Below are 22,484 nucleotides of genomic sequence, written 5' to 3'. Positions count from 1 at the left end.
ATCCCTCCCCGTGTCGTGCAGTCACAGGGTTGGACGCGGCCGCCGCCCGATCGGTTCCGCCGCGTCGACGAGCCGGGCGATCCGGTCCGTCGTCCGGGCCTCGGTCACCGGTTCGACGGTGACGTCGGGGTCGCCGTGCAACAGATACCTGCCGTCGCCTGCGACGTCGACCCAGTGCAGGCTCGCACCGTCGGTGGTGGGCCGGCTGTCGTACGCCGCCCCCGCGAACACCGTGATCTCCCCGACCCCGGCGCGCCGACGGGTGAGCAGGACCCGCGCCGCGTCCCGCCCGCCGACGGAACCCACGGACGTGAGCAGACGGCCGTCACCCGAATCGAATTCGTCGCGCCGGAACCGCAGCGCCGGACGTGTGCCCGCAGCGAACCGGGGCAGAGACGAGGCGATCTCGGCCGGGATCGCGGCGGCGACGACCCCCGAGAGGTGGACGTCGCCGTCGCCCGTCTGCACGGCGAGCACACCGACACCGCCGCGGATACCGGCGTGCATGCGGACCGGTTCCTCGTCGTGCCCGTCGAGGTCCGTGTAGCCGGCGACCTCGATCCGGATGTCGGGTTCGGCGAGCACCGTCAGCCGACGGTGCAGGTCCTCGGTCACCCGCGGCAGGACGGCGGCCACGGCGGCGCGACTCTGGTCGTCGAGGTCGTCCTCGAAGAACCCGGTCGGGGTGTACCGCAGAGGGTACGGCAGTCGGTCCCGTCCCAGACGCGTCCACAGGGTGTGGAACTCGGCGGCCGTGAACCGCCACCGCGCGTCACCGTCGGGACGTCCCATCGGATACCCGGAATACACAGTCATACAGGGATGGACGCGGCACACGAGCGTTCGGTTCCGCCCGGCAGCGGTACTACGCCAGCGCGGACATCGACTGCCACGTCGGCCAGTCGACCACCCAGTCGTAGACGTCGCCGTCCGCGGCGGAGAGGTCGATGCGGGTGCCGGTGACCTCCACCGGGTCGCCGTACAGCGCGGTACCGAAGTACTCCTGGGCGTCCGACAGCGACAGGTTGATGCAGCCGTTGGTGACATTGGATGCGCCCTGCACACCGACGGTGAGCGGGTTGGCGTGGATGAATTCGCCGTTGTTGGAGATCCGGACGGCCCACCGCTCGCGCACGTTCTCGTAGTACGGCGGGTTCGACATCAGGAAGTCCTCGTGCTTCTCGGTGACGATGTGGATGCCGCTGCGGGTGACGTTGCGGTTCTCGTTGCCCTCGCCGTAGCTGACGGGGATGTCCATGATCGTGGCACCGTCGCGCACCACCTGCATGCGGTGGCTGGGGGCGTTCGCCTTGACGATCTGGCTGCGGCCGATCGAGAAGTTCAGTGACAGGTCACCGGCGCCGTACGCGTCGCCCCCGAAGTCCAGGCCGTACAGTTTCGCGTCCACGTGCACGGCGGTGCCCGGCGTCCAGTAGTTCTCGGGACGCCAGTGCGCGCGGGCACCGTTGTCGTCGGCCAGCCACGCCCACGACCCGGTCGTCGGCGGGTCGGTGGTCACCGTCAGAGCCTTCTCGACGGCGGCCTTGTCGGCGATCGGGCCGTCGAACTGCAGGATGATCGGGGCGGCGATACCGACGACCTGGCCGTCGGCGATGTTGGTGCGCACCGACGTGCGGGTGTCGGGGGCGAGGGTGGTGAAACTGCCGGTGATCGGCACGGTCGTGCCGTCGCCGCCGACCGCGGTTCCCGACCACGTGTACGTCGTGTCGTAGCCGAGCGGTTCGGTGATCGTGTACACCGTGCGGTCCGGGCTCAACGTTCCCGCAACGGCCCTGCCGACGGTGTTGGTGAGCGCGGCGTCGACGATCGTGCCCTGCGCGACGGTCACCGAGACCGGCGCGATCGGGCTGACGCCACGAGCGTCGGGTGCCGGGTTCTCGGTCACAGTCACGACGGGTCCGGACGCGGCCGGGGCGGCGTCCGCGGCATCACCGGTGGGGATGGTGCAGCCGGCGAGGAGGAGCGTCCCGAGGAGCGCCGCGGCCACCGCCCACAGCCGCGCCCTATTTACCCGAATACCCAGTTCACGCACGAAAACCACGGTACCCGCACTGCGACAGTGGCTTCCGCCACACGGGAAACCCGGCGGCGCTCAGACAGCGCAGCCGACGGTGACGGGTTCCGGTTCGAGCCGCACCCCGAACGCCTCCTCGACACCGTCGCGGACGGTGCGTGCGAGCGCGATCAGGTCGGCGGTGGACGCCGCACCACGATTGGTCAGCGCGAGGGTGTGCTTGGTGGACAACCGGACCGGGGCGTCGTCGGCCGGATACCCCTTGCCGAATCCGGCGCGCTCGATGAGCCACCCCGCAGACAGTTTGGTGCCCGCATCACCGGGGAACTGCGGGATCCGGGTGTCCGCGCCGACCGTCGCGCGGATCACGTCCAGCACCGCGGGCAGCCGGGAGTCGGGCACGACGGGGTTGGTGAAGAACGAGCCGGCGCTCCACGTGTCGTGGTCGGCGGCGTCGAGGACCATGCCCTTGCCGCGGCGCAGCCCCAGGACGGTGTCGCGGACGGCGGCGGCGGGCCGGCGTTCCCCCTCGGTCGCGCCGAGCGCGGACGCGAGTTCGCGGTACGCGAGCGGGGCGCTGGACCCGTCGGGGCGGACGGTCATCTCGACGGCGAGGACCAGCGCGTCGGAGCGGTGCTTGAGGACACTGGTGCGGTAGCCGAGCCCGAGCGCGGACGGCTCCACCCAGCGCACCTCGCCGGTGGTGCGGTCGAGCAGTCGGACGCGGCGCAGCAGCGAGCCCACCTCGACACCGTAGGCACCGACGTTCTGCACCGGGGTCGCGCCGGTGGAGCCGGGGATCCCGGACAGGCATTCGAGGCCACCGAACCCGGCGGCGACCGTCGCCGCGACGACGTCGTCCCACACCGCGCCGGCCTGCGCGCAGACCGTGTTCTCTCCGTTCTCGCCGATGTCGACGCCCGCGTCGGCCACCCGGACCACGACACCGTCGAAACCGGCGTCGGAGATCACCAGGTTGGAGCCGCCGCCGAGGATCAGCGTCGGGACCCCTGCGGCGTCGAGGAGCCGGACGGTGTCCACGAGGATCGCGGTGGTCGGGCAGTCCGCGAGGACCGCGGCGGGACCGCCGAGCCGCAGCGTGGTCAGGCTCGACAGCGGTACCTGCTCGGACAACTGTGCGCCGACCTGGTCGAGGCGCCCCCGGATGAGTGGATCCAACACGGGAAAACGGTAGCGTGCCGTCCATGTCCCGACGCATCGAGCATTCCGCCCGTTACCCCCAGCCGGTCGCGACCGTGCATGCCGCGCTCACCGACGAGCGGTACTGGCGGGCCCGGCTGCAGGACGTGGGCGGTCCCGGCGCGACGATCGACGAGTGGACGGCCGGGGACGCCGCGGTCGAGGTGGCGATGACGCAGGCGGTCCCCGCCGAGCATCTGCCGGCGATCGTGTCGAAGATCCGCCCGGGTGATCTGCACATCACCCGCACCGAATCGTGGGGTGCGTTACAGGACGGCCGGGCGTCCGGCACCTTCACCGCCGCGGTCGAGGGTGTTCCCGGGCGACTGCGCGGCACCCTGACCCTGACCGCGGACGACTCGACCGGCACTGGATCACTGCTGGTCGTGGACGGTTCGGTGGAGGTCAAGATGCCGCTGATCGGCGGCAGGATCGAGGAGGTCATCGCCGGTCAGGTGATCGAACTGTTCGACGCCGAGCAGGACTTCACCGCGCGGTGGACGGCGGCGAACCCGTCGTAGACACCGGACCCGTCGCAGATTTCGCCGACACGTCTGTCATCGGCCGGTAATCTGCAGGTCATGGCCCGTCGCATCGACTATTCCGCCACGTTCGAGCATCCCGCCGAGACGGTGTACGCCGCGCTCGGCGATCGCGGCTACTGGGAGGCGCGGATGGCTCAGATGCGTACGTTCGCGGACAACGCCGGCAGCCTCGTGTCGCACGAGGTCACCGCCGACGGTATCGACCTGGTGATCCACCATGTGCTGCCGCGTACCGAACTGCCGGAAATCGCGCAGGCGGTCCTCAAGAGCGACCTGATCATCACCCGCACCGAGCGGTACACCCGGTTCGGGGATCCGGTGACCGGCACGTACGAGGCCACGATCCCGGCCGCACCGGGCAGCCTCACCGGGACGATGGAGCTGTTCGGTACCGGCACCGGGTGCACGCTGCGCACCACGTCGGAGGCGAAGGTGTCGATCCCGTTCGTCGGCGGGAAGATCGAGGAACTGATGCTGGCGAACCTGGTGGAGTTGTTTCGCAACGAGGCCGCGATCACCACCGCCTGGCTCGCAGCCCGGTGAGCGGGGTGCGCGAAGGTAAACCTGTCGGCGTCATCACCCGCGGCACCACCGGTATCAACCGGTTGCGCCGCAGCGACCGCCGGCTGATCCACGATCCGCTCGTGCGGCGCACGCTGCGGGGCGCGTCCGATCCGCTGATCGTCGACCTCGGCTACGGGGCGATGCCGGTGACGACACTCGAGTTGGCGGCCCGAATGCGGACGGTGCGCTCCGATGTGCGGGTCGTGGGACTCGAGATCGATCCCGCCCGGGTCGTTCCCGGCCGCGACGGGGTCGTGTTCGCGCGCGGCGGTTTCGAACTCGCGGGCCTGCGGCCGACGCTGATCCGGGCGTTCAACGTGCTGCGGCAGTACCCGGAGGACGCCGTCGAGGATGCGTGGGGCCGGCTGCGGTCCGGGCTCGCGCCGGGCGGGCTCCTCGTCGACGGCACGTGCGACGAACTCGGCCGCCGCTGCGCGTGGGTGCTGCTGGACCGGGACGGTCCGCGGTCGCTGACGATCGCGTGGGATCCGTTCGCCGTGGACCGGCCGAGCGACGTCGCCGAGCGGCTCCCCAAAGCCCTCATCCACCGCAACGTCGAGGGCGAACGCATCCACGACCTGCTCGTCGCCGCCGACCGGGCGTGGGCGGTCGCCGCCGGACTCGCCCCGTTCGGGCCGCGGGTCCGCTGGCGTGAGTCACTGCGGCTGCTGGCCGATCTCGGTCACCCCGTCGTCCCGCAGCGCCGCCGCATCCGCGACTGCGTGCTCACGGTGCCGTGGGAGCATGTCGCGCCGGTTCGGTAGCGCGGCTCACTCGCACGCACCCAGCGCGTGCTCGATACGGTCGACGATCTGCTGCGGTTGCAGTTCCGCGGCGACCCTCAGTTCGGCGGGGTCGATGCGGCCGATCGCGACGCCGTCGCCGATCACCTCGTCGAACAGGTCCTGCGCGATACCGCCGGACGCGAGGTCGAGGGCCGTGCACAGCGGGGTGGTGATGCGCAGCGGACCGGCCTGCTCGCAGTCCTCGTCGCGGAGTCGGCGCCGGTGCAGCGCGAGTCGGCGGGTGGGTGCCGGGGCGGAACCCGGGGTGGACAGGTGCACGAAACTCGGCTGCAGGTGCCCGAGCCCGTGCAGTTCGGCGGCACTCTGATGCGAGACGACCGCGTCGCCCTCGAACCACGCGCACCATTTGGCGTATTCCTCGAGATCGGTGCGCGGGAACGAGGCGAGGCGGAACAGATCCCGTTCGATCCGCAACCAGGACCCCTCGGCCAGACGGCCGCCGATGTCCTCGGTCGTGTACCCGACCCGCAGCGCCTGCCCGGTCGTGAAATACCCCGCTTGCCGGAGCGCAAGACGACGCAGATCCTCCCCCGCCTCCGGAGTAGGGTCGCGTCGCGGATCTGTCCTGCCCGCCATGCCCACACCCTACTGCCACATCGTGGTGCAGATCACAGTTTCACGGGCCTTCGTGGACCTTTGTGGGTCACAGTGTCCATCCCGAATGCTGTTTCACAGAAACTGCTCAGAGTCTTCCGGGAGAATCCCTGTCATGTCGGCAACAGTGAACGCACCCCAGACGCCCACGGCACCGAAGCCCAAGCGACGCAAGGCGCTCGTGATCTCGCTGATCGTGGTCGCCGCACTCGTCGTCGCACTGGTCGGCGGCGAACTCTTCGTCCGCCAGCGCGCCACCAGTTGCATGGAGTCCCAGTTGCAGAGCCAACTCGGCTCGCCGGTCGACGTGGGTCTCAGCTGGAAGCCGGTGCTGCTGCAGATGACGAGCAAGAACGTGCCCTACATGACGATCGACAGCGCCGGTTCGTCGTTCGGTCCGGCGAAGGGCATGCAGGTGCACGCCCGCGCGAACGACATCGACATGTCCGCCACCGACGACAGCAGCGGCACGATCGGCAGCTCCACCGCCGACGTGCTGTGGAAGACCGACGGCATCCTCGCGACCGTGCAGTCCGAGTCGATGGGCCTGATCACCGGCGTCACCCCCGACCCGGCGACCGGCACCCTGAAGTTCAGTGTCGGCGGCCTCGCCGACCTCACCGTCCGGCCCGCCATCGCGGACGGACAGGTCCAGGTCGAGACCGTGGGCGCCGAGATCCTCGGACTCGGACTGCCCACGTCGCTCGTCGACGGCGTCGTCCAGGCTCTCACCGCGAGCCTGCAGCAGTACCCGCTCGGCATGGCGCCGACATCGCTGACCGTCACCGACAACGCCGTCCAGCTGCACCTCGCAGGCGGACGCTACGTGATGCCGCCGCAGGACCCGAACGCCCCGAACGCCGGCTGCAGCATCATCTGATCGGCGGCCCACCGAACCCGTCCAGCACCGCCCGGCTGCGGGACAACCCCAGCCGGGTGGCGCCGGCGTCGATCACGGCCAGCGCGTCGGCGGCGGTGCGGATGCCGCCGCTGGCCTTGATCCCGAGCCGCCCCCCGACGGTCTGTGCCATCAGCCGCACCGCAGCCACGCTCGCACCGCCCGCCGGGTGGAAGCCGGTGGACGTCTTCACGAAGTCCGCCCCGGCCCGCTCGGCGGCCCGGCACGCCCCGACGATCGCGTCGTCGGTCAGGGCCGCCGACTCGACGATCACCTTGAGGACCGGGCCGGTGCCGATCGCATCCCGGACCGCGAGGATGTCGGCGTAGACGGCGTCGAACTCGCCTGCCGCCGCGGCCCCGACGTCGATCACCATGTCGATCTCGGCGGCCCCCTGGTCGACGGCGAGCCGCGCCTCGGTCGCCTTCACCAGCGAATGATGCTTGCCCGACGGGAACCCGACGACCGCCGCGACCAGCGGACCGGGTCGGTTCGTCACAGGAAGCGGCAGCATCGACGGCGACACGCACACCGCGTACACGCCGAGCTCGCGGGCCTCGTCGACGAGGGTGGCGACGTCGGCGTCCGATGCCACCGGATCCAGCAGGGTGTGGTCGATCATCGCGGCGACCCGGGCCCGATCGACAGTGTGATCCGACATGCCTCGCAGCCTTGCACAGGTCGCTAGCATCGGAGGGGTGAGCGTCGGGAAGACCAGCGCCGGCGACATCGCTGCGACGTTCGACGCCGCGGCCGCCGATTTCGACCGGGTGACCCCGCAGGTGTGGGGTCCGGCCGGCCAGTCCCTGGTGTTCGCGGCGGGGCTGCGGGCCGGTGACGTGGTCCTCGACGTCGGCTGCGGGACGGGGTCGGCGGCGCTGGCGGCCGCAGCCGCGGTCGGCCCCACCGGCCAGGTGCACGCGATCGATCTGTCCGACGATCTGCTCGAACACGGCCGGGTCACCGCGTCGGACCGGGCACTGCTCAACATCGAGTTCGTCCGCGCCGACGCCACCGAATGGGAGCCGCCGAGCACTGTCCCGGCCGCCGGCTACGACGCCGTCCTCGCGTCGTACTCGGTGTTCTTCCTTCCGCACATGGATGCGGCGTTCGCCCGGCTGGCCCGGCTCGTGCGTCCCGGTGGGACCGTCGGCGTCACCACGTGGCGGGCGCCCGCGCTGCACGAGTTCGCGGCCGTGTTCTTCGACGCTCTCACCCCGCACCTGCAGGCACCGCTGCCGGAGAGCGCCCGCACCGTCGCGGACGCCGAACGGCTCGACAGCGCCGGCAAGCTGCGGGCCTGGCTCGCCGCCGCCGGCACCACCGGCACCGTGGTGCGCGAGCTGTCGAACCTGATCCCGGCGACCGAGGAGTTCTGCTGGAACCTCGTGCTGGGCAGTGGGCTGCGGGGCGCCCTGGCCGGGCTGCCCGACGCCACGATCGAACGGGTCCGCACCGACGTCATGGCCCTGATCACCGACCGCGGACTACACACCGTCGACGCGTCCACTCTCGTCGGCACGGCAGCGGTCACCGGTTCGAGGTGACCTGCCACACTGTGGCCATGAGTTCTGCTGCCTCGACCGACGACCGTCGTTACGTTCTGTCCCTGGGCTGCCCCGACCGCACCGGCATCGTGGCCCGCATCTCCGCGTTCCTCGCCGAGGTCGGCGGGTGGATCGTCGAGGCGGCGTACCACGCCGACGCCGACACCGGCTGGTTCTTCACCCGGCAGGCAGTGCGGGCGTCGTCGATCTCACTGAGTCTCGAGGAGATGCGGGAGAGGTTCGCGGCCGTCGCCGCCGAACTCGGCCCCGACACCGAGTGGACGCTCACCGACACCGGGGAACGCAAGCGGGTCGTGCTGCTCGTCAGCAAGGAAGGCCACTGCCTGCACGACCTTCTCGGCCGGGTCTCGGCGGGCGAGTTGCAGTGCGAGGTGGCCGCGGTCATCGGCAACCACCGCGATCTCGAGCCGGTCGCCCGCCGGCACGGCGTCGACTTCCACTACGTGTCGTTCCCGAAGGACCCCGCCGAACGCGGACCCGCGTTCGAGCAGGTCCGCAAGCTCGTCGACGTCCACGACCCGGACGCGGTGGTCCTGGCCCGGTTCATGCAGGTGCTGCCCGCCGAGTTGTGCGAACACTGGGCCGGCCGCGCGATCAACATCCACCACAGCTTCCTGCCGTCGTTCATCGGCGCCCGCCCCTACCACCAGGCGTTCGTGCGGGGTGTGAAGCTGATCGGCGCGACCTGCCACTACGTGACCGCCGAACTCGATGCCGGCCCCATCATCGAGCAGGACGTCATCCGCGTCGACCACACCGACCAGGTCGCCGACATGGTCCGGCAGGGCCGCGACATCGAGAAGCTGGTTCTGGCCCGCGGCCTGCGGTGGCACCTGGAGGACCGCGTCCAGGTGCACGGCCGCAAGACCGTCGTGTTCAGCTGAACAGTGGTCAGCTGACGGGTATCACGTCAGGGCGCGGAGCCGTTCGATCTCGGCGTTGAACTCGTCGACCGCCTCCACCGACGTCATGTGCCCGATACCCGGCAGGACGATCAACCGCTCGAGGTGATGGTCGTCGTCGAGCAGCTGCGCGAGACGACGGGCGTGCGACGGCGGGGTGAGCCGGTCCGCGGTGCCGACGAGCACCGTGGTCGGCACCGTCAGGTTCTTCAACCCGTCGGTGATGTCGAGGGTGCTCAGCGCCGCCCCCCACCCGCCGCGGGTCTGCCGCGGGCACGCGTTCACGATGTGCTCGCAGAACTCGACCTCGTCGCGCGCGGAACCGGGTGCCAGCGCGATGTACTGGATGGCCCGGGCGGTCAGCGGGGACGCCGGCATCGGCAGCGTGGATCCCAGCACCGCCTTGCCGACCGGCACCGGGAGTCGCGGAAAGCGTTGCGGCAGTGGAACGACCGTCGTCTCGGCGACGAGCTTGTCGGTGCCGGTGCTGGCCAGCAGGATCGAGCCGGCGTACTTTTCGACCTGCTCGGGGTAGCGACGAGCCCACGCGACGATGCTCATACCGCCCATGCTGTGTCCGACGATCTCGGCCTTGTGTCCTTCGGTGACGGTCGCGGCCAGCACGGCGGCGAGGTCGTCGGCGAGGAGGTCCGGGCTCAGCGGGGCGGATCCGATACCGCTGCGGCCGTGGCCGCGCTGATCGTAGGTGATGACGCGGTACTTCTCGGCGAGCGCGTTGACCTGTGGGTTCCAGAATTCGGTGGAACACACCCAGCCGTGGCTGAACACGATCGGCTCGGCGTCGGGGTTGCCGTACGCGCGCACGTGCAGTTCGGCACCGTCGGCGGAGACGACCGACAGGATCTCCGGTTCGAGTCGCGGGGTGGAGAACACGTCGGACCGGTCCGGCCCGACGGCCGTCCGACCACCGGACGTCCGGCGGCGCGCCACGAGCGCACCCGCTCCCGCCACCGCGGCGAGACCCGCCACCGTCCACCATCCCTTACGGGATCCGAAAACACCCACTCCTGCTCCCCTGTTCTGTCCGGTGCGCACCGAGTCCGTCTCGGGTGCAACATGTTCGAGTCGACTCGCGGCTTTCGCGAGCGCTTTCGAGATCTGACGTTCCCTCGCCACCGGGGCTCCCGCTCCGGCCGGTACCCGCACGGTGAGGGCGCCCACTAGAGGACGTGCGCCCGGCGCAGGAACAGCGTCGACGGGCCGCCGACGAGGCCGCACTCGTCGAGGAATTCGACGGTATCGCGGCAGCCCTCGCGGATCATCTCGTGGTAGTGCGTGTTGGTGCGGGCGGCCTTCTTCGCTTCGTCGACGTCGAGGCCGGCTGCGGCGTAGACCTGTTCGTTGACCAGACAGGTGACGACGAAGTAGGCACTCACGCCGAGGACGAGACGTTGGTAGGCCCGCTTGGTCCGGGACAGGTGTGCGACGCGGCGCACCGTCTCCTCCCGCGCGAACCGGATGTGCCGCGACTCCTCGAGGACGTGGATCCTGCTGACGGTGCGGGTGATCGGCTGGACGCGTTCGTCACGCAGGAAGTCGCGCTGCATCACGTCGAGGAGTTCCTCCACGAACAGGGTGCCGCCGTAGGCGAGGGAGCCGGACGCGGTGGCCTTGAACGGGCGGGCCACGTTGAGGATCCACTTCGGGGGCCGGTACGACGGAATCCCGAACCGCTGCGCGGACCGGGCGAACATCGTGGAGTGCCGGCACTCGTCGGCGATCTCGGTGAGCGCGAACTGTACGTGCGACGTGGCGGGGTCGTGCGAGTAGATGTCGCGGATCAGCATCTGCATGAGGATCATCTCGAACCAGATGCCGGCGCCGGAGATGCTGGCGGCCTCGTGCCGGGTGAGGGTGATCCGCTGCTGCTCGGTCATCGACTCCCACAGCGCGGTGCCGTACAGGCTGCACCATTCGGGGGTCATGCCGTACAGGTCGTCGGGGATCGGCGCCGCCCAGTCGATCTCGACGAGCGGGTCGTACGACTTGCGGGCGGACGAGGCGAGCAGCCGGGACGCGGTGTCCTGCCGGTCCCCGGCCCGCATGCGACGGGACGGTGGACGCTCGCCCGGGGTGCCGCGGCGCAGGCGCGGACGGGTGATCGACATGGTCACCTCCTGCTGATCGGCCGCTCACGCACGGGGTGCGCTCACGTGGATCATCTGCCGCAGAAGTGGCAGATCAGACCCTTTTTCGAGCCTGATTCCACCGTACCGTCGCAATGACTGTTGTCAAGGTTTACATGTAACCGTTCGTCAATAGACGCTTCGGTAGCGCTACCAGCGCGGGCCGCGCTGAATGTCGTCGACCCGCGGGCGGACGTCGACGAGATAGACGCACACCGCGACGACCGCGATGAGGCCGAGCATGTGTACCGCCCCGAACAGGAAGATCACCAGTAGGGACGCGGCGAGGATGCCGATCCAGATCGGCTTGGTGAGCTTGTCCACGGCGGTGAAGGCGTCCTTACGCTGCCGGGCCGCGTGGAATATCGCGAATGCCGCCCCGGCGAGTGCCAGCAACTGCAGCGCGAACAGGATCAGCCCGGTGATGCCGTGAATGTTGACCACGGGTCCATCCTACGAATTCGGACGGGCCCCGCGCACTCTCGTGCGCAGGGCCCGTTCCGAGATCGGGATTCGATCAGTTGGTGGCCTTCTTGGCCGGGGAGGCCTTCTTGGCGGCGGCCGTGCCGGCGGTCTTGGCCGGTGCCGGCTTAGCGGCCGGTGCGGCCTTGACCGGTGCGGCCTTCTTGGCGGCCGGGGCGGGCGCCTTCTCGGCGGCAGGCTTGGCCGCGGTAGCGGTCTCGGTCTTCGCATCGGACTTCGGTGCAGCCTTGGGCGCGGCGGACTCGACACGCTCGGCGGCGACCTCGGACGTCGCCTCGGCGCGCTCGCCGGCGGCCTCGACGCGGCTGGCGACCGAGTCACCGGTCTGGGACAGACGGTTGGCGACGGTGTCGCTCGCCTCGGACAGCACGACGGCGGCCTCGTCGGCGACGTCGCTGATGCGGCCGGCGGCGCGGCCCGCGAGCTTGGCAGCCTGCTCGCCGACGGCGCGGGTCTGACGGGCCACGGTGCCGAGGGCTTCCTCGGTCAGCTCGACGGCGTCACCGAATGCGGCCTCGGCGCGACCGATCTGCTCCTCGACGCCGGGCTGCTTGCGGATCCGCTCGACCGCCTCCTCGCCACGCTCGGCGAGCGCGACGTACAGGTCGGACGCCACCTTGAGGTATGCCTCGGCAACCTTGCGCAGCTCCTCGGCGGTGAACCGCTCGCGCAGCTCGGCCAGCTCCTCGGGCAGCTCAGCGGGCAGTGCCGCGAGCCGCTCACGCAGCTGCTCGACGCCCTCGGTGACCTCGGTCGGCAGGTTGGCCCAGCGTTCGCGGGCCTCGTCGAGACGTCCCGCCATGTCGGTGGCGGCGGCATCCTCGGTGCGGGCACGCACCTGGGACACCACGTCGGCGACGGCCTGGACGACCAGGTCACCGGTGCCGACGGCCGCATAGAACGGGGTCTTCACGGTCTCGATGAACTTCGGATCAGTCATTCTCGGATCTCCTGTCGAGTGGGTCTGAGATCTTGCGGATCTTGCGGATCTCGTGTTCGTCGTCCACTGCGGCCGTACCCCCCGGGGTCACAACGGCCGTAGCGGACTGGTGCGGGTCGTTCTCCCGACAGAACGACTCGTAGATCTCGAGCAGCACCTGCTTCTGTCGTTCGGTGAGGACACCGTCGGACAGCAGTGCGTCCCGGACCGGGCTGTGGGGGCGCTTCTCGAGAATCCCGGCCTGCATGTACAGAACCTCGGACGAGACCCGCAACCCCTTCGCGATCTGCGCGAGGACGTCGGCGGACGGCTTGCGCAGTCCGCGCTCGATCTGACTGAGATAGGGGTTGCTGATGCCGGCGAGCTGGGAGAGCTGCCGCAGTGACACCTGCGCGGCCTCCCGCTGGGACCGGATGAAGCTGCCGATGTCCTGGGCTGCCTCCGCGACCGCACGGGCCGCACCGCTCATGTCGGTCGGACCGTTCCCGCTACCGGGTTCCGTATCACGAGGTTCATCGGCCATCAGCACTCCCTGTTCCGTACGCAAAACCCACGGTAGGAGCAGGTGCTAACAATTGCAAGCACTTTGTTAGCACGTGACGGACGCCACAGTGCGACGTTCGGGTGTCAGGCGAACAGCAGTTCGGACAGCGTGTAGATCGCCAGGCCGGCGAGGGCGCCGACGACGGTGCCGTTGATGCGGATGAACTGCAGGTCGCGTCCCACCTGGAGTTCGATCTTGCGGCTGGCTTCCTCGGCGTCCCAGCGCTGCACGGTCTCGGTGATGACCGCGGTGATCTCGCCGGTGTAGTTCTCGGCGACGTACCGGGTTCCCGCAACCAGCCAGCCGTCGACCTTGCCGCGCAGCGCGTCGTCGTCGCGCAGTCGGGCACCGAAGCCCGCGACGTTCTCGGCGATCTTGCGGCGCAGCGTGCTGTCCGGGTCGTCGACCGATTCGGTGATGAGCCGTTTGGCGACCCGCCACGTCGCGGACGCGAGCCCGGTGATCTCCTCGCGGCCCATGATCTCGGCCTTGATCGACTCGGCCTTCGCGATGGTCGCGGGATCGTTCTGCAGGTCGTCGGCGAAGTCGACGAGGAACCGGTCGGCGGCCAACCGGACCTCGTGCTCCGGGTCGGACCGCACCTTCCACGTGAACTCGACGAGTTCGCGGTAGATCTTCTCCCCGAGCAGGGCGTCGACGAACTTCGGTGACCACGACGGGGCGTCGCGGGTGATGATGCGGTCGATCGTGTCGCGGCTGCCGAGCGCCCACTGGTGGGCGCGTTCGGCGAGCAGGTCCAGTAGCGGCAGTTGCCGGTTCTCGTGCAGCAGTTCGGTGAGCACCTTGCCGATCGGCGGGCCCCAGTCGGGTTCGGCGATCCGCCGGACGATGGTGTTGTCGATGATCGCGGTGATGTCGTCGTCGGAGAGCACCTCGACCACACCGCGCAGCAGCGTCGACGTCTCGGCGGCCACCCGCTGCGCGTGCACGGGCTCGGCCATCCAGGTACCCACCCGCAGCGGGATCTGCGCGGCACTCACCTTCGCGGACACCACGTCCGGGGCGAGGAAGTTGTCGCCGACGAAGCTGCTCAGCGACTCGCCGAGCTGATCCTTCTTACGTTTGATGATCGCGGTGTGCGGGATCTTCAGGCCCAGCGGATGCCGGAACAGTGCGGTCACCGCGAACCAGTCGGCGAGCGCACCGACCATCCCGGCCTCCGACGCCGCCCGCACGTACCCGACCCATTCGCCGGCGCCGCGACTCTCCTGCCATCGGCAGAAGAAGTAGACGACGGTCGCGAATACCAGGAAACCGGTCGCGACGGCCTTCATCCGCCGCAGGTCGCGGCGCTTGACGGGGTCGTCGAAGGATGATTGGTCGAACTGCACACCGACATTGTGCCGGTTCCGACGGTCGTCCCGGTTGCACTCGGTGAGACACCCGCCCCCGGCGCCGGGCCACGGCACTAGGCTGGTCGTCTGGATCAACCCCGAACGGATGTGGCGAACCCCAGTGCCGAAGCAAAGCGCAGATCTGCAGCAGACGACCGACGAGACGACTCCCGCGACCGGTAAGCCGGACGGCCGGAAGCGGCGGTGGCGCGAACACAAGATCGCGCGCCGTGAGGAACTCGTCGACGGCACGATCGCCGCGATCCGGGCCCGCGGCCGTGACGCCGGCATGGACGACATCGCGTCGGAGATCGGCGTCTCGAAGACGGTGCTGTACCGGTACTTCGCCGACAAGAACGATCTGACGAGCGCGACGATGATGCGGTACGTGGAGACGGTCCTGGCGCCGCGCATGTACGAGGCGATCAGCGAGGATCTCGACGAGTACGAGTTGTGTCGGGTCGCGATCGCCGCGTACGTCGAGACGGTCGCCGCGGATCCCGAGGTGTACCTGTACGTGATGGCGAACAGTACGGGCGCCAACCGGGACGTCGTCGCGGATTCCGAGCGGATGATCGCCGAACTGCTGGCCACCCTGCTCGGGGAGCGGCTGCGCAGCATGGACATGGATTCGGGCGGGTCGGTGCCGTGGGCGTACGGCGTCGTCGGCGCGGTGCAGTTGGCGACGCACTGGTGGATCTCGAACCAGTCGATGTCGACGGACGATCTCATCGACTACCTGGTGATGATGACGTGGGGTGGCATCTCCGGGATCGCGTCCGTCAACGGATCTCCGGCCCGGTTCAAGTCGATGCCGCACCCGTTGCGCGAATCCACCGACTGACCACTCTTGTGTAACTGTCGGTCACAAGTATTCTGACGTCGTGACCGACTTCACCGCAGACTCCGACGAACACGAGCACGACGAACCGGACGGCTACCGCGGCCCGGCCCACGTCACGGTCGGCGCGCACGCGCCGGTGATCGTGGACGTCGAACTGTCCGGGAACTTCGAGCCGATCAGCGGCCGGTTCGTGTGGCGCGGCCGGGTGCGGGAGCTGTCCCGCGCGCTGGGCGGTGACCTCGCACCGGCCGGGACCGAACTGACGATCACCACCCCGGACGGGTCCGGGGTGGCACGGGTCGGCGGCCTGGACCTGTGGGGCAGTCACATGGTCGACGGGGTGACCCGGCCGCCGTTCCCGGTCATGGAGGACACCGAGGGCCTGCTCTAGTGTGACGTGCGGCACCGCGCCGCAGCAGAACCCGTTTCGCACCGGAGGTTTCGTTGGCCGACAAGGTTCCCACGTCCCGTCTCGTGCGGGGTTCGAAGCTCGGACAGGTCGCCGCCGGTCGTGCCCTCCGCGGTGTCGGCACCCGCGTGTCGATGCTCGGACGGTCCGAGGAGGTGCGGACCCGGCTCGCGGAGAAGTCCGCGATCGCGGCCGCAGACCAGCTCGTCACCGTCCTCGGCGGGATGAAGGGCGTCGCGATGAAGCTCGGGCAGATGCTGTCGATCCTGGATCTGGACCTGGTGCCGGAGGAGCATCGCGAGGAGTTCCAGCGCAAGCTCGCCGCGCTGCGCGACCAGGCACCGACGACCTCGTTCCCTGCGATGCGCGACGTGATCGAGGCCGACTACGGGCGCCCGCTGGGCGACGTGTTCGCCGAGTTCGATCCCGACGCGATCGCGGCCGCGTCGATCGGCCAGGTGTACCGGGCTCGCCTGCACGACGGACGCGATGTCGCCGTCAAGGTGCAGTATCCGGGGATCGACGCCGCGATCCGCGCGGACATGAAGAACCTGACGATGTTCCTGAAGATCTGGAAGTCGACGGTTCCCACCCTGTCCACGCCGGGTCTGCTGAACGAGTTGCGGCTCAACTTCGAGGGTGAACTCGACTACGAGCGTGAGGCCCGCACCCAGCACGGGATCGCCCGGGTGTACGCGGATCACCCGTTCGTCGCGATCCCCGACAGCGTGCCCGAGTTGAGCACCCGACGGGTCCTGGTGAGCGAGTTCTTCGACGGTGCCGGGTTCGTCGCGATCCGCGGGCTGCCGCAGGCCGAGCGGAACCGGATCGGGGAGATCGTCTTCCGCTTCTACATCGGGTCGCTGTACCGGTACCACGAGTTCTGTGGCGACCCGCATCCCGGGAACGTACTGCTCGGCGCCGACGGCCGGGTCGGCTTCGTCGACTTCGGTCTGTTCAACCGGATGGATGCGAGGCACGTCGAGTTCGAGAAGCAGTGCCTGCGGGCGGCGACGGAGGGCCGCACCGACGACCTGTTCGCGCTGCTGGTGCACCGGGGCGTCATCGACCCGGGTGCCGACGTCACCCCCGACGAGTGCCTGGACTACGTGTACGCGGCCGCCGAATGGAACCTGGTGGACGAGGAGATCGCGATCACCCCGGAGATGGCGAGCACCGGTTTTCTGCTCGCGATCGACCCGCGGGCGTCGGAGTTCTCCGGGATGAAGAGCCAGAACCTGCCGCCCGAGCATCTGTTCTCCCGTCGCGCCGACTTCCTCACGTTCGGGGTCCTCGGGCAGCTCGACGCGTCCGCCAACTGGCACCGGATCGGCCGGGAGTGGGTGTACGACGAGGCGCCGACGACGGAACTCGGTGCGGCCGAAGCGCAGTGGCGGGCCGGACAGCCCTAGCGTGTCCGTTTTGCGTGCACTACCGTGCTTCCGGTGACGCTCCCTGCGATCGACTTCGACGGGTACCGGCGGCGGGTGGACGACCTCGTCGACGTGCTCACCGGTGACGGTGTTCCCACGGGGGACGCGGTCGCCCGTGCGGTACTCGACGCTCCGGACGTCGCGGCGGTGCTGTCCCGGCACCCGGGCGGTGCCGACCACGTCGCGGCGGCCCTGCACGTGCAGGTGGACGGGTACACACCGAACTCCCGCAGTTCGGCCACCGACCTGTCGGCGTTGATCCGCATTCATCTGCTGCACCAGATCGACGTGCTGTGGTGGGGCCACGCGCCGCGTTTCGCCACGTCGGAGGATGTCCGCGTGTCGCCGCTGCTGGTGGATCTCGATCCGCTGCGCCGGGCCGGTCGCCTCCGGTTCCGGTATCGCGGGCAGGCCGAGTCGCTGCCGCAGCGGATCGTGCGCGCAGCGGACCGGCGGATGCGGCCGCGGGCGACGCCACCGTCGGCCGGGCTGCGGTACCGGCGGGCCCTGCCGGAGACGATCGCTCTCCTCAACGAGATCGCCGACGAGTACGCCCGTCGCTGCACCGACGTCGGCGCGCGCAGTGCCGCCCGGGCCGGGGTGTGGCTCAACAGTGCGGTCCGCAGCGAGGCCCACCAGGAGCACCTGCGGGGCCTGGGTTATTCGGCGCTGCATCCGAGTTCGCACTGCAGCGGGTACGCGATCGACGTCGCGGTCGGCTGGCTGCGTCCACTCGGGGGCGACCGGATCCTGCAGTCCGTGCTGGTCGACCGGCGGGACACGGGCGACATCAACGTCATCGACGAGGGGCCGGCGTGGCACGTGTGCCCGCATCCCGACGCGATGCCCGGACTCCGGGCCACCTACGACCACCAGATCGGATTGTGAATCCATGTGCGGCATCGCCCTGATCGTCGGCGAGGACGGTAACCGGGACCTGTTCGAGACGATGCTCGACCGGATCGCGGCGCGCGGCGAGTTCCGCGAACATGCCTGCGGCCCCGGTTTCCTCGCGGGCACGCAGCGGCTCGCGATCGTCGACCGCGAGCATGCCGTGCAGCCGTGGCGCTCCGCCGACGGCCGCTGGCTGCTGTGTTACAACGGCGAGGTCTTCAACCACGACGAGGTGCGCACGCAACTACGGGAACTCGGCCACGAGTTCCGGTCCGCGTCCGACACCGAGGTGGTGCTCGAGGCGTTCCTCGAGTGGGGTGAGGACGCGGTGGCCCGGTTGCGCGGCGAGTTCGCGTTCGCGATCGTCGACACCGTCACGCGGGACACGTTCGTCGCGCGGGACCCGCTCGGCGTCAAACCGCTGTACGTCGCGCTGCGCCGCGGCGCGCTGCACGTCGCGTCGGAGATCAAGGCACTCGTCCCGGCCGGGGCCCGGATCCGTGCACTGCCGCCGGGGCATCACGGGTGGTGGCGCGGCGGCGAGGATGTCGAGGTCCGGCGGTACTTCGACCTGTACGACGAGTTGCACCGACTCGGCCCGATCACCGACCCCGACGAGGCCGTGGCGGCGGTGCGCACGGCACTGTCCGACGCGATCCGGGTCCGGCTGGACACGGATCTGCCGGTGGGAGTGGTGCTCTCGGGTGGCCTGGACAGTTCCCTGGTCCTCGCGCACACGGCACGGATGCACCCGGACTGTGTCGCGTTCACGATCGGCGCCCCGGACAGTCCCGACCTCGCGTACGCGCGGCGGTTGACCGCGGAGCTCGGGGTGCGGCACGAGATCGTCGATGTCGGACGCGGCGACATCGGCCCGGCCGCGATCCGGGAGGCGATCCGGGTCGGGGAACTCGACGAGTACGGCGACATCATCAACGCGGTCGTCTCGATCCCCCTGTTCCGCCGCATCCGTGACGCGGGGCTGAAGGTGGTGCTCACCGGGGACGGCTCCGACGAACTGTTCGGCGGGTACCCGATGTACCACACGATCGGGGCCGACGCGGGCGACCGACTGTTCGCGCACAAGCTGCTCAACCTGGGGCGCACCGAACTGCAACGGGTGGACCGCTGCGCGATGGGGCAGGGCGTCGAGACCCGGGTACCGTTCCTCGACCGTGACGTCGTCGGACTCGCGATGCGAATTCCGTTGTCGCTCAAAATTTCCGGCGCGCAGGAGAAGTGGCTGGTGCGGGAGGCGTTCGCGGATCTGCTGCCCGACTACATCCGCACCCGCCCCAAGGCCGGCATGTCGTACTCGTCGGGCCTGCACGACCGGGCCCGGTTGTTCAAGCCGTGGTTCCCGCGCCTGCACCGTGCCCACGGCTACGACCTGCACGAGCCGATCCGGCGCGACTTCGACACCCTGCTCACCGCGGCCGGCGACGATCTCGACTTGGCACTCGCGTCGGGGACCCGGCGCCGTGACTACACACCGTTCGAGCGGGGCAAGGACCTGCTCGGGGCGCTGCGCTGGAACGTGCAACCGGCCGTCCAGCGGGCCGGACGGCGACTGGTGTCCGGCACGACGAACTGATCCCGCACCGACATTCCCGCGGAGATCACGGTCGCGGGTGCAGCACTGTGGCACAGTGCTGCCATGCCCGCGCACGAGAAGACTTTGTGGTCCACCCCGGCGACCGAGGTGCTGCGCGCCGGGCCGCACACGAAGGTCGCGAAGATCGATCCACGGGCGACGCCCGGCTTCGACGGTGACAAGGCGGACGGCGAACGGCTCCTCGAGGAGCGCGGGGCGGTGCTGTCGGCGTTGCAGGAGAAGCTGTACGCGAACGGCCGGTCCGGGGACGAGCGGTCGGTGCTGCTGATCCTGCAGGGCATGGACACCGCCGGCAAGGGTGGCATGGTGCGGCACGTGATCGGGCACGTCGACCCGCAGGGCGTCGACCATGCCGCGTTCGGGGTGCCCACGCCGGAGGAAAAGCGTCACCACTATCTGTGGCGGATCAACAAGGCGCTCCCCCGCGGCGGCCAGCTCGGTGTGTTCGACCGGTCGCACTACGAGGACGTCCTGGTGGCGCGGGTCCACGATCTGGTGCCGTCGGAGGTGTGGAGCGGGCGGTACGAGGAGATCAACCAGTTCGAGCGTGAACTCGTCTACAGCGGAACGACTCTGGTGAAGGTTGCGATGTTCGTGTCCCTCGACGAGCAGAAGCGTCGTCTCGCCGAGCGACTCGACCGCCCCGACAAGTTCTGGAAGTACAACCCCGGCGACGTCACCGAGCGGGCCCTGTGGCCGCAGTATCAGCAGGCCTACCAGGCGATGCTCGACAAGACGTCGACGGACCACGCACCGTGGTACGTGGTCCCGTGTGATCGCAAGTGGTACAGCCGGATTGCGGTGACCGAACTGTTGATCGACGCCCTCACCCGGCTCGATCTGGACTGGCCGCCCGCCGATTTCGACATCGAGGTCGAGAAGGAGCGTCTGGCCCGGTCGTGAACCGGACGGTCACAGCATGTGCGGCGTGCTGTGGTTCATCCTGTGGTCGTGCCGGGTGACGCCACCGAAGATGGCGGCGGACGAGGCGAACGCGGTCAGCGAGGCCAGTCCGGCGAGTACCGCCCAGCCCGCGAAACCGCCGGCCGCGGCGACAAGGAACAGACCGGCCATGGTGATTCCGGTGAGCGCCAGCGCGTAGCCCGCCCATCCGGCGAAGTCGTTGAGTGTCATCTGTCACCCCTCCTCGAGTCGGCGATCGGGTGTGACGGGCCTGTTCGTCGGCCCACCGTGCGTCGGACTGTGCGCCGGGCACGGAACCCCGTGCCCCGACGCTACGCCGCCCCGAGGAGAGTGACAGATACCGGTGATACCGGACGGGTATCAGAAGGTGGACGCGTCGATCACGAATCGGTAGCGCACGTCGCTGGCGACGACCCGGTCGAACGCGTCGTTGATCTTGTCCGCGGAGATCAGTTCGATCTCGGCGCCGATGCCGTGCTCGGCGCAGAAGTTCAGCATCTCCTGCGTCTGCGGGATGCCGCCGACGAGCGATCCGGCGAGACTGCGGCGGTTCTTGAGCAGGGAGAAACCGCGGACACTGATCGGGTTCTCGGGCAGGCCCAGTTCGACGAAGACGCCGTCGAGCGTGAGCATCGACATGTACCGGTCGATGTCGAGGTTGACCGACACGGTGTTGAGGATCAGATCGAAGCGCTTGCGCAACGCCTTGAAGGTCTCGGGGTCGGAGGTGGCGTAGTACTCGTCGGCACCGAACCGCAGGCCGTCGTCCTTCTTGCTCAGCGACTGGCTCAGCACGGTGACCTCGGCACCCATCGCGTGTGCGATCTTGACGCCGACGTGACCGAGTCCGCCCATCCCGACGATCGCGACCTCCTTGCCCGGACCGGCACCCCAGTGGGTGAGCGGCGAGAACAGCGTGATGCCGGCGCACAGCAGCGGTGCCGCGACGTCGAGGGCGAGAGAGTCCGGGACCGAGAGCACGAAGTCCTCGGTCACCACGACGTGCGTGGAATAGCCTCCGGCCGTGCGCGTTCCGTCGCGTCCGATCGTGTTGTAGGTGTCGACGACACCCTTCTCGCAGTACTGCTCCTCACCGGCCTGGCAGTTGATGCATTCGCGGCACGAGTCGACGAAGCAGCCGACGCCCACCCGGTCGCCGACGGCGTGCCGGGTGACGTCCGAGCCGATCTCGGCGACGATGCCGGTGATCTCGTGGCCGGGCACGACCGGGTAGGAGGTCCCACCCCACTCGTTGCGGGCGGTGTGGATGTCGGAGTGGCAGATCCCGGCGTACTTGATCTCGATCAGGACGTCGTGGGGGCCGACGTCGCGGCGTTCGATCGTGGTCTTCTCGAGCGGAGCATCGGCGGCGGTGGCGGCGTAAGCGGAGACATCGATCATGCCTACATGCCTACTCGCTGCCGTCGAGCGCCCGCAACGGACCCCTGACCCAGGGCCCCGGAATAGTCGCATTTCCTCAGGTCAGGACCAGTGCAGCAGCGTGATCCGGATGCCTGGCATGGTGGCGTAACCCTTCGGCGATGCTGGTCCAGCCGGCGAGGCGGAGGAGGCCGATCGCGAGGTTGCGGCAGGTTGCCATGACTCGCGGAGCCTGTCCGGTGCGGACCTGGGAGAGGTCTTCGGCGAACGCGACGTCCCGAACCCAGTGCAGGCGGTTCTCGATGCCCCAATGCCCCTGGATCCAGGCGGCGAGGACCGCTGGTGGTGCCGCGATGTGGTCGGCGGAGGTGATCAGATAGACCACCTCGACGGTCTTGCGCCCT

At 69.4% G+C, this 22,484-nt stretch carries 25 protein-coding genes and 1 pseudogene; 12 read left to right on the top strand and 14 right to left on the bottom strand.

Annotated features, from left to right (window positions below):
* Nucleotides 1-21: 21 nt before the first annotated feature.
* The 3 genes from E0497_RS12920 to E0497_RS12910 are packed head-to-tail and all read right to left on the bottom strand — an operon-like array spanning nucleotide 22 to nucleotide 3,217.
* On the bottom strand, nucleotides 22-816 hold the full coding sequence (locus E0497_RS12920; RefSeq protein ID WP_241665854.1) for an ESX secretion-associated protein EspG: 795 nt from the start codon (nucleotides 814-816) through the stop codon (nucleotides 22-24).
* Nucleotides 817-865: 49 nt separating this feature from the next.
* On the bottom strand, nucleotides 866-2,053 hold the full coding sequence (locus E0497_RS12915) for a L,D-transpeptidase (RefSeq protein WP_137725207.1): 1,188 nt from the start codon (nucleotides 2,051-2,053) through the stop codon (nucleotides 866-868).
* 60 nt (nucleotides 2,054-2,113) lie between these two features.
* Nucleotides 2,114-3,217 (bottom strand): UDP-N-acetylmuramate dehydrogenase, encoded by a 1,104-nt coding sequence (locus tag E0497_RS12910; protein WP_421958342.1) that lies wholly within the window; start codon nucleotides 3,215-3,217, stop codon nucleotides 2,114-2,116.
* A gap of 23 nt (nucleotides 3,218-3,240) precedes the next feature.
* Between E0497_RS12910 and E0497_RS12905 the strand changes: the two genes are divergently transcribed.
* The 3 genes from E0497_RS12905 to E0497_RS12895 are packed head-to-tail and all read left to right on the top strand — an operon-like array spanning nucleotide 3,241 to nucleotide 5,108.
* Nucleotides 3,241-3,756 carry a DUF2505 domain-containing protein gene (locus E0497_RS12905; RefSeq protein ID WP_137725206.1) on the top strand — a complete coding sequence of 172 codons (516 nt, stop codon included), beginning with the start codon at nucleotides 3,241-3,243 and terminating at the stop codon, nucleotides 3,754-3,756.
* Between the two features lie 60 nt (nucleotides 3,757-3,816).
* Nucleotides 3,817-4,323, top strand: a complete 507-nt coding sequence (locus tag E0497_RS12900; protein ID WP_137725205.1) for a DUF2505 domain-containing protein — start codon at nucleotides 3,817-3,819, stop codon at nucleotides 4,321-4,323.
* Nucleotides 4,324-4,328: 5 nt separating this feature from the next.
* Nucleotides 4,329-5,108 (top strand): class I SAM-dependent methyltransferase, encoded by a 780-nt coding sequence (locus E0497_RS12895; RefSeq protein ID WP_137725204.1) that lies wholly within the window; start codon nucleotides 4,329-4,331, stop codon nucleotides 5,106-5,108.
* A 6-nt stretch (nucleotides 5,109-5,114) separates the two neighbouring features.
* Here the strand turns inward: E0497_RS12895 and E0497_RS12890 are convergent, their stop codons facing one another.
* Nucleotides 5,115-5,726 (bottom strand): type IV toxin-antitoxin system AbiEi family antitoxin domain-containing protein, encoded by a 612-nt coding sequence (locus E0497_RS12890; protein WP_137725203.1) that lies wholly within the window; start codon nucleotides 5,724-5,726, stop codon nucleotides 5,115-5,117.
* Between the two features lie 133 nt (nucleotides 5,727-5,859).
* Between E0497_RS12890 and E0497_RS12885 the strand changes: the two genes are divergently transcribed.
* A complete protein-coding gene (locus tag E0497_RS12885) occupies nucleotides 5,860-6,624 on the top strand; it encodes an LmeA family phospholipid-binding protein (protein WP_137725202.1) in 765 nt (254 codons plus the stop codon).
* On the opposite strand, the gene deoC is transcribed toward E0497_RS12885, so the two are convergent.
* The gene (deoC, locus tag E0497_RS12880; protein WP_137725201.1) at nucleotides 6,617-7,303 is read right to left on the bottom strand and encodes a deoxyribose-phosphate aldolase; all 687 of its coding nucleotides are present in this window, start codon (nucleotides 7,301-7,303) and stop codon (nucleotides 6,617-6,619) included. The genes E0497_RS12885 and deoC overlap by 8 nt on opposite strands.
* Here deoC and E0497_RS12875 point away from each other — a divergent pair.
* Nucleotides 7,302-8,189 (top strand): class I SAM-dependent methyltransferase, encoded by an 888-nt coding sequence (locus tag E0497_RS12875; RefSeq protein WP_137725200.1) that lies wholly within the window; start codon nucleotides 7,302-7,304, stop codon nucleotides 8,187-8,189. The two genes, deoC and E0497_RS12875, sit on opposite strands and share 2 nt — an antisense overlap.
* 17 nt (nucleotides 8,190-8,206) lie before the next feature.
* Nucleotides 8,207-9,094, top strand: coding sequence for a formyltetrahydrofolate deformylase (gene purU / locus E0497_RS12870; protein WP_137725199.1), 888 nt, complete (start codon nucleotides 8,207-8,209; stop codon nucleotides 9,092-9,094).
* Between the two features lie 21 nt (nucleotides 9,095-9,115).
* On the opposite strand, the gene E0497_RS12865 is transcribed toward purU, so the two are convergent.
* The 6 genes from E0497_RS12865 to E0497_RS12840 form a co-directional block, all read right to left on the bottom strand.
* Nucleotides 9,116-10,138 (bottom strand): alpha/beta fold hydrolase, encoded by a 1,023-nt coding sequence (locus E0497_RS12865; RefSeq protein WP_137725198.1) that lies wholly within the window; start codon nucleotides 10,136-10,138, stop codon nucleotides 9,116-9,118.
* Between the two features lie 155 nt (nucleotides 10,139-10,293).
* The gene (locus E0497_RS12860) at nucleotides 10,294-11,178 is read right to left on the bottom strand and encodes an AurF N-oxygenase family protein (protein ID WP_241665862.1); all 885 of its coding nucleotides are present in this window, start codon (nucleotides 11,176-11,178) and stop codon (nucleotides 10,294-10,296) included.
* Nucleotides 11,179-11,409: 231 nt separating this feature from the next.
* Nucleotides 11,410-11,703 (bottom strand): DUF2516 family protein, encoded by a 294-nt coding sequence (locus E0497_RS12855; protein WP_137725196.1) that lies wholly within the window; start codon nucleotides 11,701-11,703, stop codon nucleotides 11,410-11,412.
* A gap of 73 nt (nucleotides 11,704-11,776) precedes the next feature.
* Nucleotides 11,777-12,682, bottom strand: coding sequence for a heparin-binding hemagglutinin (locus E0497_RS12850; protein ID WP_137725195.1), 906 nt, complete (start codon nucleotides 12,680-12,682; stop codon nucleotides 11,777-11,779).
* Entirely contained in the window at nucleotides 12,675-13,205 is a 531-nt protein-coding gene (locus E0497_RS12845) for a helix-turn-helix domain-containing protein (RefSeq protein WP_137725194.1), read from the bottom strand. The genes E0497_RS12850 and E0497_RS12845 overlap by 8 nt, the downstream gene beginning before the upstream one ends.
* A gap of 104 nt (nucleotides 13,206-13,309) precedes the next feature.
* On the bottom strand, nucleotides 13,310-14,521 hold the full coding sequence (locus E0497_RS12840; RefSeq protein WP_137725281.1) for a DUF445 domain-containing protein: 1,212 nt from the start codon (nucleotides 14,519-14,521) through the stop codon (nucleotides 13,310-13,312).
* Nucleotides 14,522-14,687: 166 nt separating this feature from the next.
* On the opposite strand from E0497_RS12840, the gene E0497_RS12835 reads away from it, so the two are divergent.
* The 6 genes from E0497_RS12835 (at nucleotide 14,688) to E0497_RS12810 (ending at nucleotide 20,679) form a co-directional block, all read left to right on the top strand.
* The gene (locus E0497_RS12835) at nucleotides 14,688-15,425 is read left to right on the top strand and encodes a TetR/AcrR family transcriptional regulator (protein WP_137725193.1); all 738 of its coding nucleotides are present in this window, start codon (nucleotides 14,688-14,690) and stop codon (nucleotides 15,423-15,425) included.
* A 40-nt stretch (nucleotides 15,426-15,465) separates the two neighbouring features.
* On the top strand, nucleotides 15,466-15,816 hold the full coding sequence (locus E0497_RS12830; RefSeq protein ID WP_137725192.1) for a DUF4873 domain-containing protein: 351 nt from the start codon (nucleotides 15,466-15,468) through the stop codon (nucleotides 15,814-15,816).
* Between the two features lie 53 nt (nucleotides 15,817-15,869).
* Nucleotides 15,870-17,246 carry an ABC1 kinase family protein gene (locus tag E0497_RS12825; protein ID WP_137725191.1) on the top strand — a complete coding sequence of 459 codons (1,377 nt, stop codon included), beginning with the start codon at nucleotides 15,870-15,872 and terminating at the stop codon, nucleotides 17,244-17,246.
* A 33-nt stretch (nucleotides 17,247-17,279) separates the two neighbouring features.
* Nucleotides 17,280-18,155 (top strand): DUF5715 family protein, encoded by an 876-nt coding sequence (locus E0497_RS12820; RefSeq protein WP_137725190.1) that lies wholly within the window; start codon nucleotides 17,280-17,282, stop codon nucleotides 18,153-18,155.
* A gap of 4 nt (nucleotides 18,156-18,159) precedes the next feature.
* On the top strand, nucleotides 18,160-19,755 hold the full coding sequence (gene asnB / locus E0497_RS12815) for an asparagine synthase (glutamine-hydrolyzing) (protein WP_137725189.1): 1,596 nt from the start codon (nucleotides 18,160-18,162) through the stop codon (nucleotides 19,753-19,755).
* Nucleotides 19,756-19,818: 63 nt separating this feature from the next.
* Nucleotides 19,819-20,679: a polyphosphate kinase 2 family protein gene (locus E0497_RS12810; RefSeq protein ID WP_137725188.1), complete on the top strand. Its 861-nt coding sequence runs from the start codon at nucleotides 19,819-19,821 to the stop codon at nucleotides 20,677-20,679.
* Between the two features lie 9 nt (nucleotides 20,680-20,688).
* Here the strand turns inward: E0497_RS12810 and E0497_RS12805 are convergent, their stop codons facing one another.
* From E0497_RS12805 to E0497_RS12795, 3 genes and pseudogenes are all read right to left on the bottom strand, one after another.
* The gene (locus E0497_RS12805; protein ID WP_137725187.1) at nucleotides 20,689-20,910 is read right to left on the bottom strand and encodes a hypothetical protein; all 222 of its coding nucleotides are present in this window, start codon (nucleotides 20,908-20,910) and stop codon (nucleotides 20,689-20,691) included.
* A gap of 150 nt (nucleotides 20,911-21,060) precedes the next feature.
* Nucleotides 21,061-22,101, bottom strand: coding sequence for an NAD(P)-dependent alcohol dehydrogenase (locus E0497_RS12800; RefSeq protein ID WP_137725186.1), 1,041 nt, complete (start codon nucleotides 22,099-22,101; stop codon nucleotides 21,061-21,063).
* Nucleotides 22,102-22,177: 76 nt separating this feature from the next.
* Nucleotides 22,178-22,484, bottom strand: a pseudogene (locus tag E0497_RS12795) (hypothetical protein); the annotation flags it as partial.

Origin of the sequence: Prescottella subtropica, from assembly GCF_005434945.1 — a bacterium.
In the GTDB taxonomy this organism is placed as follows: domain Bacteria; phylum Actinomycetota; class Actinomycetes; order Mycobacteriales; family Mycobacteriaceae; genus Prescottella; species Prescottella subtropica.
The sequence above is the reverse complement of the archived record's forward strand: the minus strand, read 5'-3'. Positions and strand labels throughout refer to the sequence as shown.